Origin of the sequence: Enterobacter sp. CM29 (assembly GCF_013179605.1) — a bacterium.
GTDB lineage: Bacteria > Pseudomonadota > Gammaproteobacteria > Enterobacterales > Enterobacteriaceae > Enterobacter > Enterobacter intestinihominis.
In genome coordinates this window covers 1-13,750 of sequence record NZ_JABMCU010000120.1, presented here as the reverse complement: position 1 = coordinate 13,750, position 13,750 = coordinate 1, and the positions used below count along the sequence as shown (strand labels likewise).

General features: G+C 54.4%; 15 protein-coding genes. 8 read left to right on the top strand and 7 right to left on the bottom strand.

The genetic code is table 11. The annotated features are described in order from the left end of the window. Positions 1-950 (bottom strand): cysteine desulfurase CsdA (gene csdA, locus HP459_RS15055; protein WP_171936411.1); only part of this gene is annotated, 950 nt, incomplete at its 3' end. 192 nt (positions 951-1,142) lie between these two features. Between csdA and HP459_RS15050 the strand changes: the two genes are divergently transcribed. The 4 genes from HP459_RS15050 (at position 1,143) to rlmM (ending at position 4,166) form a co-directional block, all read left to right on the top strand. After that, a complete protein-coding gene (locus tag HP459_RS15050; protein ID WP_015571738.1) occupies positions 1,143-1,370 on the top strand; it encodes a YgdI/YgdR family lipoprotein in 228 nt (75 codons plus the stop codon). Between the two features lie 350 nt (positions 1,371-1,720). Further along, on the top strand, positions 1,721-2,638 hold the full coding sequence (gcvA, locus tag HP459_RS15045; RefSeq protein ID WP_022649222.1) for a glycine cleavage system transcriptional regulator GcvA: 918 nt from the start codon (positions 1,721-1,723) through the stop codon (positions 2,636-2,638). A 39-nt stretch (positions 2,639-2,677) separates the two neighbouring features. After that, positions 2,678-3,073, top strand: a complete 396-nt coding sequence (locus tag HP459_RS15040) for a DUF423 domain-containing protein (RefSeq protein WP_003862756.1) — start codon at positions 2,678-2,680, stop codon at positions 3,071-3,073. Beyond that, entirely contained in the window at positions 3,066-4,166 is a 1,101-nt protein-coding gene (gene rlmM, locus HP459_RS15035) for a 23S rRNA (cytidine(2498)-2'-O)-methyltransferase RlmM (RefSeq protein WP_022649221.1), read from the top strand. Before HP459_RS15040 ends, rlmM begins: the two co-directional genes overlap by 8 nt. Before the next feature lie 57 nt (positions 4,167-4,223). Here rlmM and xni read toward each other — a convergent pair whose 3' ends face one another. From xni to queF, 5 genes are all read right to left on the bottom strand, one after another. Further along, complete coding sequence (gene xni / locus HP459_RS15030; protein ID WP_063163542.1) at positions 4,224-4,979, bottom strand: flap endonuclease Xni; 756 nt, start codon at positions 4,977-4,979, stop codon at positions 4,224-4,226. Positions 4,980-5,091: 112 nt separating this feature from the next. Beyond that, positions 5,092-6,459: an L-serine ammonia-lyase gene (locus HP459_RS15025; protein ID WP_022649219.1), complete on the bottom strand. Its 1,368-nt coding sequence runs from the start codon at positions 6,457-6,459 to the stop codon at positions 5,092-5,094. 62 nt (positions 6,460-6,521) lie between these two features. Then, positions 6,522-7,811 carry an HAAAP family serine/threonine permease gene (locus tag HP459_RS15020; protein WP_022649218.1) on the bottom strand — a complete coding sequence of 430 codons (1,290 nt, stop codon included), beginning with the start codon at positions 7,809-7,811 and terminating at the stop codon, positions 6,522-6,524. Positions 7,812-8,315: 504 nt separating this feature from the next. After that, a complete protein-coding gene (ppnN, locus tag HP459_RS15015; protein ID WP_023298502.1) occupies positions 8,316-9,680 on the bottom strand; it encodes a nucleotide 5'-monophosphate nucleosidase PpnN in 1,365 nt (454 codons plus the stop codon). Positions 9,681-9,796: 116 nt separating this feature from the next. Continuing rightward, positions 9,797-10,639 (bottom strand): NADPH-dependent 7-cyano-7-deazaguanine reductase QueF, encoded by an 843-nt coding sequence (gene queF / locus HP459_RS15010; RefSeq protein WP_045308736.1) that lies wholly within the window; start codon positions 10,637-10,639, stop codon positions 9,797-9,799. A gap of 69 nt (positions 10,640-10,708) precedes the next feature. Between queF and syd the strand changes: the two genes are divergently transcribed. Then, a complete protein-coding gene (gene syd / locus HP459_RS15005; RefSeq protein WP_022649215.1) occupies positions 10,709-11,254 on the top strand; it encodes a SecY-interacting protein in 546 nt (181 codons plus the stop codon). Positions 11,255-11,388: 134 nt separating this feature from the next. Here the strand turns inward: syd and HP459_RS15000 are convergent, their stop codons facing one another. Next, the gene (locus HP459_RS15000) at positions 11,389-11,565 is read right to left on the bottom strand and encodes a hypothetical protein (protein ID WP_154816618.1); all 177 of its coding nucleotides are present in this window, start codon (positions 11,563-11,565) and stop codon (positions 11,389-11,391) included. A 321-nt stretch (positions 11,566-11,886) separates the two neighbouring features. Between HP459_RS15000 and HP459_RS14995 the strand changes: the two genes are divergently transcribed. The 3 genes from HP459_RS14995 to HP459_RS14985 are packed head-to-tail and all read left to right on the top strand — an operon-like array spanning position 11,887 to position 13,463. Continuing rightward, positions 11,887-12,216 (top strand): YqcC family protein, encoded by a 330-nt coding sequence (locus tag HP459_RS14995; RefSeq protein WP_022649214.1) that lies wholly within the window; start codon positions 11,887-11,889, stop codon positions 12,214-12,216. Then, positions 12,213-12,998: a tRNA pseudouridine(65) synthase TruC gene (truC, locus tag HP459_RS14990; protein ID WP_045308737.1), complete on the top strand. Its 786-nt coding sequence runs from the start codon at positions 12,213-12,215 to the stop codon at positions 12,996-12,998. Before HP459_RS14995 ends, truC begins: the two co-directional genes overlap by 4 nt. Positions 12,999-13,013: 15 nt before the next feature. Then, entirely contained in the window at positions 13,014-13,463 is a 450-nt protein-coding gene (locus HP459_RS14985) for a flavodoxin (protein ID WP_045308738.1), read from the top strand. Positions 13,464-13,750: the final 287 nt, after the last annotated feature.

Sequence of the window (13,750 nt, the reverse complement as noted above, 5' to 3'; positions counted from 1 at the left end):
CCGGGGCGTTTCTTAAGCTCTTCTTCTGCCAGCGTCGCCAGGCCCCGGCTCCAGCTTTCAGCCTGAGCCACGTCCGTATCTGCGAGAAATTCGAGCGCTGCGCTCAGACCGATAACCCCTGCCACGTTCGGCGTACCGGCTTCCAGGCGGTAAGGCACATCCTGCGTTTTGAAACCGTCGAAGGTGACTTCGGTAATCATCTTGCCGCCGCCGAGCCACGGCGTCATCCGGGCCAGCAGTTCAGGTTTGCCGTACAGCGCGCCGATACCGGTTGGCCCGTACAATTTATGCCCTGAGAAGGCATAGAAGTCGATATCCAGCGCCTGAACGTTAGCCGGAAAATGCACCACACCCTGCGCACCGTCGACCATTACCACCACGCCGCTGGCATGGGCAATCTCAATGGCGCGCGCCAGATCCGGACAGCCGCCGGTGACGTTGGACATCTGCCCCAGCGCCAGAATACGGCTGCGCGGCGTAATCAGCTCAGGCAGACGCGCCACGTCAGGCAGGAAGTCTGTACCCAACGGGAGTTTTACAACCCGTGCCCCGGTTTGTTCGGCCACCATCAGCCAGGGCACCAGGTTGGCGTGGTGTTCCGCCTCGCTGACGATGATCTCATCTCCGGCCTGCAACAACGGACGCGCGTAGCATTGCGCCACCATGTTAATGGCCTCGGTGGTGCCGCGCGTCCAGACGATGTTCCTACCGCTGTCGGCATTGATCAGGCGCGCGACCTGATCCCGTGCGGCTTCGTATTGCGCCGTCAGGCGCTGCGCTTCGGCATACTGGCTGCGGTGCACGTTCCCGGCGCTCAGGCTGTAAAACTGGCGGGTTGCCTCAATCACCGCCTGCGGCTTAAGGGCCGTGGCGGCGCTATCAAGATAAATACCGGCATCGGCCAGCGCGGGAAACTGTGCGCGAAACTGCGCAGGACTGAAAGCGTTCATGGAATTCCTCATATCGATTCTACGATCGTCGCGCAAATTCATCGGCAGGGCAAGGAAGTTGATATCTATCAGATTTGTCTGCTTATCCTGGCGAGTCTGAAAAAGCAGGTTATGCTAAATAGTGTTAGGCGGATGTTTTAGCCTGTTATAAATCGAGGTTTGAATAGCATTAATTGCTAAAGGAGAATAATCATGAAAAAGACAGCTGCAATCATTTCTGCCTGTGCGTTGACCTTTGCCCTGAGCGCATGTTCTGGAAATAACTACGTAATGCATACCAACGATGGTCGATCTATCGTCTCTGAAGGGAAACCGACAACCGATAATGATACCGGGATGATTTCATATAAAGATGCTAACGGGAACAAACAGCAGATCAATCGCAGTGACGTGAAAGAGATGAAGGAAATCGAGCATTAACAGTTAGATAAGCGAAAAAAAAGCACCGCAAGTTGGCGGTGCTACATTAATCACTATGGACAGACAGGGTAAATGTACAGGAAGTGAAAAATTGGTAGCGTTGCTACCGTGGTCTGAATCGCAGACCAATTGCAAACACAACAACACAACATCACAACCGTAAGCCAAAAGCCCTTCAGAACACGCATTCCAAAAAAAGCTTTTCGTTCCGGCTCAGGAAGTGCCGCCACTATAGGTATTTGCTGGTAGTTCCTCAACGGACAAATTATAATGGCTCAGATAAAAAAAACTAATAGGTTAAACGTTGTTTCCTATATGTTAAATCTCGTTAACATCTAAGCCAGATAACCATGTCCAAGCGATTGCCACCCCTAAATGCATTACGTGTTTTTGATGCAGCAGCACGCCACCTCAGCTTCACCCGCGCAGCCGATGAGCTTTTTGTGACACAGGCCGCAGTAAGTCATCAAATCAAGTCTCTGGAGGATTTTCTGGGGCTTAAGCTGTTCCGTCGCCGCAACCGTTCGTTGCTGTTGACCGAAGAAGGGCAGAGCTATTTTCAGGATATTAAAGAGATTTTCTCCCAGCTGACGGAAGCCACCCGTAAGCTTCAGGCACGGAGCGCAAAAGGTGCACTGACTGTGAGTTTATTGCCCAGTTTTGCCATTCAGTGGCTGGTGCCGCGACTCTCAAGCTTTAACTCAACTTATCCGGGAATCGATGTCCGAATCCAGGCAGTGGACCGTCAGGAAGACAAGCTTGCAGACGATGTGGATGTGGCGATTTTTTACGGTCGTGGTAACTGGCCGGGCTTGCGTGTTGAAAAATTATACGCAGAATATCTGCTGCCGGTCTGTTCACCGCTGCTGCTGACGGGGGAGAAAGCGCTCAAAACGCCCGCCGATCTGGCGCAACACACGCTTTTGCACGATGCGTCGCGTCGCGACTGGCAAACTTATACCCGTCAGTTAGGTCTTAATCATATAAACGTGCAGCAGGGGCCCATTTTTAGCCACAGCGCGATGGTGTTACAGGCTGCCATTCACGGGCAGGGCGTGGCATTAGCGAATAACGTCATGGCGCAGTCCGAAATTGAGGCAGGCCGTCTGGTTTGCCCATTTAACGATGTACTGGTCAGCAAGAATGCATTTTATCTGGTTTGTCATGACAGTCAGGCAGAACTGGGTAAAATAGCCGCTTTCCGGCAGTGGATACTGGCGAAAGCGGCAAGCGAGCAAGAAAAATTCCGCTTCAGGTATGAACAATAACGTTTGTGTGCCGGGCACGCATTAATTCAGGACTTAAACATGACCAGCCGATTCATGCTGATTTTCGCCGCGGTGAGTGGCTTTATTTTTGTAGCTCTGGGCGCGTTTGGCGCGCATGTCTTAAGCAAGTCTTTGGGCGTTGTGGAGATGGGCTGGATCCAGACCGGCCTTGAATATCAGGCGTTCCACACGCTGGCAATTTTTGGGCTGGCGGTGGCGATGCAGCGCCGTATCAGCATTTGGTTTTACTGGAGCAGCGTCTTTCTGGCGCTGGGTACCGTACTGTTCAGCGGCAGTCTCTACTGTCTGGCGCTGTCGCATTTACGCCTGTGGGCGTTTGTTACACCTGTCGGCGGCGTCAGCTTCCTGGCGGGTTGGGTTTTAATGTTTATCGGAGCTATCCGTCTGAAACGCAAGGGCGTTGTTCATGAATAAGGTTGTTTTATATTGTCGCCCGGGGTTTGAGAAAGAGTGCGCCGCGGAAATCACCGATAAAGCGGCGAAGCGTGAAGTCTTCGGATTCGCTCGCGTCAAAGAGAACGCGGGCTATGTGGTATTTGAATGCTATCAGCCTGATGATGCCGACAAGCTGGCGCGCGAACTGCCGTTCAGCTCGCTGATTTTCGCCCGTCAGATGTTTGTCGCGGGCGAATTACTGAAAGATCTTCCGCCGGAGGATCGCATCACGCCGATTGTTGGCCTGTTGCAGGGCGTGGTGGAGAAGGGCGGCGATTTGCGCGTGGAAGTGGCTGACACCAATGAAAGCAAAGAGCTGATGAAGTTCTGCCGTAAGTTTACCGTGCCGCTCCGCGCGGCACTGCGTGATGCGGGAGTGCTGACAAACTACGAAACGCCAAAGCGTCCAGTCGTGCATATCTTCTTTATTGCGCCAGGATGTTGCTACACCGGCTACTCGTATACCACCAATAACTCGCCGTTCTTTATGGGGATCCCGCGTCTGCGCTTCCCGTCAGACGCGCCGAGCCGTTCAACCCTGAAGCTGGAAGAGGCGTTCCACGTCTTTATCCCGGCGGACGAGTGGGACGAACGTCTGGCAAACGGCATGTATGCCGTCGATCTTGGCGCGTGCCCGGGCGGCTGGACCTATCAGCTGGTGAAACGCAACATGTGGGTTTCGTCTGTGGATAACGGCCCGATGGCGCAAAGCCTGATGGACACCGGGCAGGTCACCTGGCTGCGTGAAGATGGTTTCCGCTACCGTCCTACCCGTAACAACATCTCCTGGATGGTGTGCGACATGGTAGAAAAACCGGCGAAAGTCGCGGCGCTGATGGCCTCCTGGCTGGTGAACGGCTGGTGTCGTGAGACGATTTTCAACCTCAAGCTGCCGATGAAAAAGCGTTACGAAGAGGTGTCGCAGAACCTGGCTTATATTCAGCAGCAACTGGACGAACACGGGATTAACGCGGAAATCCAGGCGCGTCAGCTGTATCACGACCGTGAAGAAGTGACGGTGCATATCCGTCGCTGGTGGGCGGCCGTGGGTGGGCGTCGCGACGAGCGATAACGTTTGTAACGCCCGGTGGCGCTGCGCTTACCGGGCCTACAAAATCGTGTAGTTGTTTTAACGTTCTAACCTTAACTGCTGTAAATTCCCGTCCAGCTGTAAATCCGTCTGTAGCGTTGCGATTTCCCGGCAGATAAACGCCATCTCTTTATTCGCCTCCAGCTTCTTGCGCCATTTTTCCGGCACTTCCTCAAGCCTTGCGTAAATCCCTTCCAGATTCTGAAACTCCGTCAGCAGCTGTGCGGCACTTTTGGGTCCAATACCGGCGACACCCGGCACTCTGGAGCTGCTGATCCCCGCCAGCCCCCAGTAATCTGGCAATTGCTCAGGCGATACGCCAAACTCGCTGGCAATAAATGGTGCGTCCAGCCAGCGTTTTTGAAAGTAGTCCCGGATGCGGATCGTAGGAGAGAGCAGCTGGCAGTAGCCTTTGTCGGTTGAAACGATAGTCGCCTGATGCCCGGCGCTCGCGACTTTAACCGCCAGCGTTGCGGCTAAATCGTCAGCCTCATTACCGTGTGCGCCCCAGCACGGAACGCCGCGCTGTTCAAAGGCCGCGCGTATAACGGGCATTTCGGCGTGCAGATCGTCCGGCATCGGCGCACGTCCGGCTTTGTAGTCCGGCAGGCGCTGGTGCCGCCAGCCGGTATTGCGTGCTTCATCGTCGAATACGGCAACAGCGTGGGTGGGTTCGCTATGGCGAATGAGCTGCTCCAGCGCGTGTAAACAGGTGTCCTCGCAGGGGGTGCCCTGTACCGCGTGAATACGGCGAATCAGGTTAAGTGCATCGACGATAAGCAAATGAACGGCCACAGATAATCTCCCTTCTGTCTAATGGGGGAAGGGTAACACTGAGCGCAGCATGAAACTATGAATGGTGGGGAAAACAGGAAGAAGCCTCGCAAAACGAGGCTTCCTGAGAGGCTTAATCGCAGGTAACGATCTTCATCGCCAGGCCACCGCGGGAGGTTTCGCGGTATTTGGCGTTCATATCTTTACCGGTTTCGTACATGGTTTCGATAACCTTGTCGAGACACACGCGCGGTTCACTGGTGCGGCGCAGCGCCATACGGGCCGCGTTCACCGCTTTCACAGAGGCGATGGCGTTACGCTCGATGCATGGCACCTGGACCTGACCGCCGACCGGATCGCAGGTCAGCCCCAGGTTATGTTCCATGCCGATTTCCGCCGCAATACAAACCTGCGCAGGACTTGCGCCCAGCAATTCGGCCAGACCCGCCGCCGCCATAGAGCAGGCTACGCCCACTTCACCCTGACAGCCCACTTCCGCGCCGGAAATCGAGGCGTTCATCTTGTACAGTGAGCCAATCGCACTGGCGACCAGCATATACCGCGCGAGTGAGTTTGCATTCACTTCACGGATAAACTTGTCGTAATACGCCAGGACCGCCGGAACAATGCCGCACGCCCCGTTGGTTGGCGCGGTGACGACGCGGCCACCCGCGGCGTTCTCTTCGTTCACCGCCAGCGCGAACATGTTGATCCAGTCGACAACGGCCATCGGGTCGGTGGTGGTTTTGTCGGTGCTGACCAGCATGCGGCGCAGCGCAGCCGCACGACGTGGAACACGCAGTTTCCCCGGCAGCACGCCTTCGGTGGTGATCCCGCGCTCAATGCCGCTGCGCATCACTTCCCAGACGTTTGCGAAGTGCTGTTCCAGCTCCTCTTTGCTGTGCAGGGCCAGCTCATTTTTCATCATCAGGCCGGAGAGAGATAGGCCTGTCTCCTGGCAGTGACGCTGTAAATCGGCCGCGTTTTTGTACGGGTACGGCACCTCAACGGCGGAGCCGTTGGTTTGACCAAAATGGTCTTCGTCGACGATAAACCCGCCGCCGATGGAGTAATACGTCTGGCTGTAAACCGCTTTATCGCCGACCAGCGCGGTAATGCGCATGCCGTTTTCGTGCAGCGACAGGTTATCCGCATGGAAATTCATGCAGTGGTCAACCGGAAATTCAACCTCATGCTCGCCGTTGGCCAGCAGCAAACGACCATGGGTGTTCACGTCCTGGATAAAGCCAGGAATGGAGTCAATATCAACGGTATCCGGCAGGTTACCCGCCAGCCCCATGATAATGGCAATATCGGTATGGTGGCCTTTACCGGTCAGGGAAAGGGAACCGTATACATCGACAACCACGCGGGTGATGTCGTGCAAAATGCCGCGTGCAATCAAGTCATCCGTGAATTGTTTACCGGCTTTCATTGGTCCGACGGTGTGAGAGCTGGAAGGACCAATACCGATTTTGAAGATATCGAATACGCTAATCATGATGCGTCCATTGCTTCAGTCAGAGGGGAGGAGTGCGCCATCCGAAGACGGCGCAGGAGGTATTAGCTGAACAGCGAGTAGAAAATAGCGGAGATGGCAATCAGACCCATCACAACAACGAACACGTTGCTGATATGGCCGCTGTATTTACGCATCGCTGGCACTTTCTGAATCGCGTACATCGGCATCAGGAACAGAATCATCGCGATAATCGGGCCGCCCAGGGTTTCAATCATGCCCAGAATGCTTGGGTTCAGGGTGGCTACCGCCCAGGTGGTCACCAGCATGAACAGCGCGGTGATTTTGTTCAGACGGTTGATTTCAATGCTCTTGCCTTTACCGCGCAGAGATTTAATCACCATACCGTTGAAGCCTTCACGTGCACCCAGGTAGTGGCCCAGGAAGGATTTGGTGATGGCGATAATCGCGATGATCGGTGCCATCCACGCAATCAGCGGTGCGTTAAAGTGGTTTGCCAGGTAGGACAGAATAGAGATGTTCTGCTCTTTCGCCGCCGCCAGATCCGCCGGGGAGAGGCTCAGCACGCAGCTGAACACGAAGAACATAACTGTCAGTACCATCATGATGTGTGCGCGAGCCAGGATGCTGGAGCACTTCTTCTCTGCGCCATTGCCGTACTCTTCACGCTTCGCCACCGCGAAGGAGGAGATGATTGGCGAGTGGTTGAAGGAGAACACCATTACCGGGATCGCCAGCCACAGGGTCAGTAGCAGGCCGTTACCGGTTGCGGATGCGCTGCTCAGAGACAGAGTTTCCAGCGCAGCGCCGTTCCACTGTGGGATCAGGTACAGCGCCAGCACCATCAGGGCTGCAACAAACGGGAATACCAGCACGCTCATCGCTTTGACAATCATCTGCTCGCCAAAGCGCACGATGGTCATCATACCGACGATCAGGATCAGGGACAGGATCGCACGCGGCGGCGGGGTCATCTGCAGCTGGTGCATCATGAAGCTTTCAACGGTGTTGGTGATAGCGACGCTATACACCAGCAGAATCGGGTAAATCGCGAAGAAGTAGAGCAGGGTAATCAGCTTACCTGCGCCGACGCCGAAGTGTTCTTCAACGACTTCAGTAATGTCTTCGCCCGGGTTTTTACCGGACAGCACGAAGCGGGTCAGGCCGCGGTGTGCAAAGAAGGTCATCGGAAAGGCGATGATGGCCATGATGATCAGCGGGATCAGACCGCCGACACCTGCGTTGATAGGAAGGAACAGTACACCAGCGCCGATTGCCGTGCCGTACAGGCCAAGCATCCACATGGTATCCGTTTTGCGCCAACCGCTTCGGGATTCAATCGAAGCAACGGTGCTGGTTTGAGTGGTTTCCATCTGTATCTCCTGGAGGAAGCAAATTGTCAGGTTTTTAGTCAAATCCGATGAAAAAGTGCCTGACGGTAATATGAAATTCGTTCAGTGACGGTTTTTTAATAATTTTTGCCCGTAACTATTGGCGGGCGGAAAGATACATTCTCGTTATGAATCTATCAGTGATCGCGATCCCAAATGCAATAATCCACTTATGATGTGGGCATATTTAGACCATTTATCTGTTAAAAAAACATCAAAGAGGATTTACGGGCGCGAAGGCTACCATTAACGACATGTTTTCGAAAAGGCTGACCCGCGAGATAGGTGTCTTTCGCTGTAAAGAAATAGGATTTTAGGATTTTCTGGCAGGTAATTTCGATTAAGGCTGATTATTTACGGTTTCAAAAACGAGGTAATCGTTTGCGCGGGCACCAGATTTGTTAATAACATTGAAGATCGCTATGAATTACATCACTAATAAAAAAGCCGGATGACAATCCGGCTTGAGAGGAGGGAAAGGACGCTTTATTTGATGATTTCGTAACAGGGAATATAGGCAGAACCCGGAAGTTTCATGCGGTGCTGAGCCACAAAGCCCTGCAGCATGTCATCCATGCGGCGCATCATCTCCGGGTCACCGTGGATTTTATACGGCCCGAACTCCTCAATCGCGCGGATCCCCACCTCCTTCACGTTCCCCGCCACGATGCCAGAGAAGGCGCGACGCAGGTCAGCTGCCAGTACTTCCACCGGCTGATCCGGATAGAGTTTGAGGTTCGCCATGTTCTCATGCGACGGCTCGAAGGGGATCTGGAGATCCGGTGCGATACGGATGGACCAGTTAAAGCTGTAGGCATCCCCGGTATCACGACGGTTCTCTTTCACCAGCGGCATCGCTTTTTTCATCTGACGGGCCACTTCTGCGGCATCGTCAATAATAATGCGGTAGTGACGGCGCGCGTCTTCCCCCAGCGTATGCACGATAAACTCGTCCAGCACGCGGAAGTAGTCGGCGCTCTCTTTCGGGCCGGTCAGGATCAGCGGCAGAACCTGATTTTTGTTGGCCGGGTTCATCAGGATCCCGAGCAGATAAAGCAGTTCTTCCGCCGTACCTACGCCGCCTGGGAAGATGATAATGCCGTGCGCGATACGGACAAACGCCTCAAGACGTTTTTCGATATCCGGCATAATAATCAGTTCGTTAACTAGCGGGTTAGGCGGCTCAGCGGCGATGATCGACGGCTCGGTCATGCCGATAAAACGGCCTTCTTTATAGCGTTGCTGCGCGTGTCCTACTGCCGCGCCTTTCATCGGCGCTTCCATCGCGCCAGGACCGCAGCCGGTACAGATGTTCAGCTCGCGCAGGCCGAGCTGATTACCCACGCGGCGGGCGTACAGGTATTCGGTTTCGTTAATGGAGTGACCACCCCAGCAGACGACCATGTTCGGCGCTTCGCCAACGTGCAGGGCGCGGGCGTTACGCAGAATGGAGAAAACCAGGTTGGTGATATGAACGGAGCTTTCCAGATCGAGATGCTGGAAACGACCGGCGTTGCTGATCTGTCCGTTAACAAACAGGATGTCGCGCAGCACGGCAAAAAGGTTGGCCTGAAGTGAGCGAATAATACGCCCATCGACAAACGCCTCTTCCGGCGGGTTGATCACTTCCAGCTTCACCCCGCGCTCGCGGCGCAGCACATTGATATCAAAACTTTCGAAGCGGGACAGCAGCTCTTTACTGTTGTCGGTCAGGCTTCCGGAGTTCAGTACAGCAAGTGAACAGTTACGAAACAGTTGATACAGGTCGCTACTGGCGGTGCGTTTAAGCATGTCCACTTCCAGTTGCGACAACATATCCATAGAGCCAAGCGGGCTAATATGTGTAATCAAGTGAGCTCCTTATGGGACGATTATCGTCTTTCCCTGTTGATTACAATAGCCCTGGCTTATGACGTTTCACAACACTTCGGGCGGAATACCGCCCGCATATTGTGAAAATATTTATCTTACTGGCGCACCAGCCGTCCGATGGCAGGCACAAAATCGGTATTGGTGCGCCATGGGTTAATGTCCAGGCCGCCGCGACGGGTATAGCGGGCATAAACGCTCAGCTTTTCGGGCTGGCAGAAACGCTGTATGTCATTGAAGATGCGTTCCACGCACTGCTCGTGGAATTCGTTGTGATGACGGAATGACACCAGGTAACGAAGCAGCTTTTCCCGGTCAATCTGCGGGCCGCGATACTGGATCTGTACCGAGCCCCAGTCCGGCTGATGGGTGATAAGGCAGTTGGATTTCAGCAGATGGCTGACCAGCGTTTCGTCGACCACTTTTCCGCCCGCCGCGTTTTCCAGATAGTCGGTGCTAAATTCGTAGCTCTCCACATCAATGTCCTGATCGTCGATGCAGGTGCCGTGGAAATGGGCGATGGGCTGACCTTCCAGCTCATGCAGACGGTATAACGAGACGGTTACGTTCCCCTGCGCGCACGCGCTTAAATCACGTTCAAGCGTCTGTTGTACCTCGTCCCAGCTGTTAAATTTGGTCTGGTTAAAGCTGTTGAGATAGAGCTTAAAGCTCTTGGATTCAACAAGGTTTACGCTGGCGTAATCCAGCTCGACATGGCCCACGGCCACCTGCGGCAGACCGCGCGCATTCAGCCATGAGAGTTCGTACAGCGTCCAGATGTCGCCGCCGACGAACGGCAGCGCGTCGGCATGAAGGCCAAGCGGATCGCGGTTCAGGCTGCGCGGCACACCCTGAAGCAGGCTTGCGTCGTAGGTGTCGCGGTAATCGGTCGATTTACCCAGCGTTAAGCCCGTTAACGCCTGATGATTTTCGTAAGACATGTTTCATAGCCACTTTACAGGTACACTTAGGGGCTGAGTTTATCCTGTCTTACAAGAAGAGAGAAATCGGTGGATATCGAAACTGCAAATGCTCTGACGTCCTTCACGACCCGCTATTGCGATGCCTGGCATGAAAAGCGGGGGACGTGGCCGCAAAGTACTGACTTATATGGCGTGCCGTCACCGTGCATTATCGCTTCGCAGGATGATTACGTTATCTGGCAACCGAAACCGTTCACGGGCGAGCAGAATGTAAATGCGGTTGAACGCGCAATGGACATTGTGATACAACCTGCGCTTCATGCAATTTATACCACGCAGTTTGCCGGGGATATGACTGCATGTTTTGCAGGACAGCCGCTGACGCTGCTGCAAACCTGGAGCGAAGACGATCTTCAACGCGTTCAGGAAAACCTCATTGGTCACCTGGTCACGCAAAAACGCCTTAAGCTCTCCCCGACTCTCTTTATTGCGACGCTCGACAGTGAACTGGACGTCATTTCAGTCTGCAACCTGTCTGGCGAGGTCATTAAAGAGACGCTCGGCACCCGCAATCGCGACGTTCTCGCGCCTTCTCTTGCGGATTTTCTTACCCGACTTGAGCCGCTTCTGTAATCCATGATGCTACTGGACGTGTGAGAGATCTCTTACACGCACTGTGAGACATCGCCGAAACAATTAGCATTGTCTTAGGGATTTCAGATTAATATTAACTTCCCTTTCAACAGGTTAGCGATTTCCTGAAACGATTATCCCCGTTTCGCCAGGCTTACCTTGCTCACAGGATGGGTTGTAAGACGAGGCAGAATAGCGGATTCTATCTGTGTCGACAGGATGCCGACGCGAGAAACGAACATCAGGATGATGGCGTTTCTCACCAGGAACACGTCAGGACGACGCCGCAGGAAGGCTTCAGGATGAAGCAAAGTGGATCACGCAGGATGCGTAAGGGACACCTCCAGGAAGGAGAACGTGAGCCGGTCAGGATGGTCGGTGGGTCAGGATGGCCAGGACGTTTCAGGACGAAACCTACACGTCAGGATGATGTGAGCAGGAAGCAAAAGGTAAAGGGATGACCAGGCCTTCGGGCATCAGGAAAAGTTGTCACGGATGAGCAGGGAGCACGTATTGTAGCTGGAATGCTGCGAAACGAACCGGGAGCACTGTTTTTACAGTGCTCCCTTTTTTTATTTCTGTCTTCCGCAATGCTATGCTTCGCGCCATTCCGTTTTTCAGTTGAGGTTACTATGACGCATCACGATAGCGTTCGTGCGCAGTTGCACGCCATCGAAGCCCTTATGCGCCAGCATCAGCTGTGGCAGGAAAGTGCGCCGCAGCCAGACGCGTTCGCCAGCACCCAGCCGTTTTGTCTGGATACGCTGTCTCCATTCGAATGGCTCCAGTGGGTATTAATTCCGCGCATGCACGCGCTGCTGGAAGGGGGACACGCGTTGCCCCAGGCGTTTGCCGTCTCTCCCTATTACGAAATGGCGCTGGAGGCGACTCACCCGGCGCGCGACGTTATGTTGGTTGAGCTGGAAAAGCTGGATACGCTTTTCGCCGGTGACGATGCATGACGCTTGAGATCCTGTATCAGGATGAGTGGCTGGTGGCGGTGAATAAACCGTCCGGCTGGCTGGTACACCGAAGCTGGCTCGATCGCGATGAGAAAGTGGTTGTTATGCAAACCGTGCGCGACCAAATCGGTCAGCACGTCTTTACTGCCCACCGTCTGGATCGGCCAACCTCTGGCGTTCTGCTGATGGGGCTTTCCAGTGAGGCCGGGCGCCTGCTGTCGCAGCAGTTTGAACAGCACCAGATCCAGAAGCGCTACCACGCCATTGTGCGCGGCTGGCTGACGGATTCCGCCACGCTGGATTATCCGCTAGTGGAGGAACTGGATAAAATCGCCGATAAATTTGCCCGCGAAGATAAAGGTCCGCAGCCTGCGGTGACCGACTATCGCGGTATGGCGACCACAGAACTGCCGGTGGCGACCAGCAAATTTCCCACTACGCGATACAGTCTGGTTGAGCTTTTGCCCAAAACCGGGCGCAAGCACCAGCTTCGCCGCCACCTTGCACATCTGCGCCACCCAATTATCGGCGACAGCAAGCACGGCGATCTGCGGCAGAACCGCAGCGCGGCAGAGCACTTTGGCTGTAACCGACTGATGCTGCACGCCAGCGAGCTAAGCCTGACGCACCCGTTTACCGGCGAACCGCTGACTATTCGCGCGGGGCTGGACGAGGTCTGGATGCAGGCGGTGTCACAGTTTGGCTGGCTGGGACAACTCCCCGAAAATGAAAGGGTTGAGTTTGCCGCAGGCAACGTTCAGGATGAACAGCAAGCGCAATAATTACGGGAGCAAAGCATGGCTGAAGTAGGTATTTTTGTCGGCACGATGTACGGCAACTCGCTGCTGGTTGCGGAGGAAGCAGAAGCAATCCTCGTCAATCAGGGCCATAAAGCAACGGTCTATGAAGACCCGGAGCTGGCGGACTGGGAAAAGTATAAAGATAAATACATTCTGGTGGTGACCTCCACCACCGGGCAGGGCGATCTCCCGGACAGCATCGTCCCGCTTTTCCAGGGCATTAAAGACCAGCTTGGCTATCAGCCAGATGTTCACTATGGCATCATCGCCCTCGGCGATAGCTCTTACGCCAATTTCTGCGGCGGCGGTAAGAAGTTCGACGCGCTGTTGCAGGAACAGCACGCTCAGCGGGTCGGCGAGATGTTACTGATTGATGCTGGCGAGCACCCCGAACCGGAAAGCGAGTCAAATCCCTGGGTTGAACATTGGGCCACGCTCCTGAACTAACCCTGTACTATACGAGCTGTAGGCCGGGTAGGGCGTAGCCGCCACCCGGCAACGAAGCTGCACCATATCCTCAATTCCGTGAAGTATCTTCCACCACTTTGGGCTTATGCCCCAAACCACGTTCCCCACGCCCGTCAATGTTGTGTTCCTGCACGGTGAGAGAACCGGTCACTCCTTCATATACTTTTCCCGTCACTATAAAACGGCTTCGGGCCGTACCAAAACCAAACACAAATCTCTCATTCTGATTACCCTACAGGTGCTGTACAGAATGAACCAGGCGAAAG